At 60.7% G+C, this 509-nt stretch carries 1 protein-coding gene and 1 pseudogene; both read left to right on the forward strand.

Annotation, left to right across the window (positions count from 1 at the left end; genetic code table 11):
• Positions 1-284, forward strand: a 284-nt coding sequence (locus tag F8N66_RS31405; RefSeq protein ID WP_150773750.1) for an alpha/beta fold hydrolase, incomplete at its 5' end; no start/stop codon positions are given.
• Positions 285-286: 2 nt separating this feature from the next.
• Positions 287-509, forward strand: a pseudogene (locus F8N66_RS31410) (2,5-dihydroxypyridine 5,6-dioxygenase); the annotation flags it as partial.

Consider the following 509-nt stretch of genomic DNA (forward strand, 5'->3'; position numbering starts at 1 on the left):
CCTGTGACGAGCGCGCGATCAAAGCCAGCTTCGAGGCGTTTCATACAGAGGATTTTCATGCCGACCTGCGTCACGTCACCTGCCCGGCACTGCTGATGGTGGCCGAAAGAGGCGGGGTGATACTGGACGCGGATATCGAGGAAATCCAGGGGTTGGCGACCGACCTGGCAGTCGTCCGGGTGGCCGATGCCGGGCATATGATCCCTTGGGACAACGCAGAGGGGTTCTATCGGGCGTTCGACAGTTTTCTCGGGGCTGCACTGCCCTCGGTCAATGGAGAATAAACATGGCTGTCAGCGATTATGATTTGATCGAAGCCTGGAAGCACGTGCTCACCCTCAGCGATCTGAAGCGCGGGCAGAGTGTGACCATCCTGACGGGGGCCGATACTCATCCGCAAACATTGCGCACGGCTCAAGTGGCGTGTCAGGCCCTGGGGGCGATCGTCAATCGCCTGGATCTGCCGCCGGTCAACGGTGAGAAGGCGCTTAGCCGGGACTCCCTGGCGT

The sequence above is a fragment of the Pseudomonas fluorescens genome (assembly GCF_902498195.1).
Lineage (GTDB): Bacteria > Pseudomonadota > Gammaproteobacteria > Pseudomonadales > Pseudomonadaceae > Aquipseudomonas > Aquipseudomonas fluorescens_BU.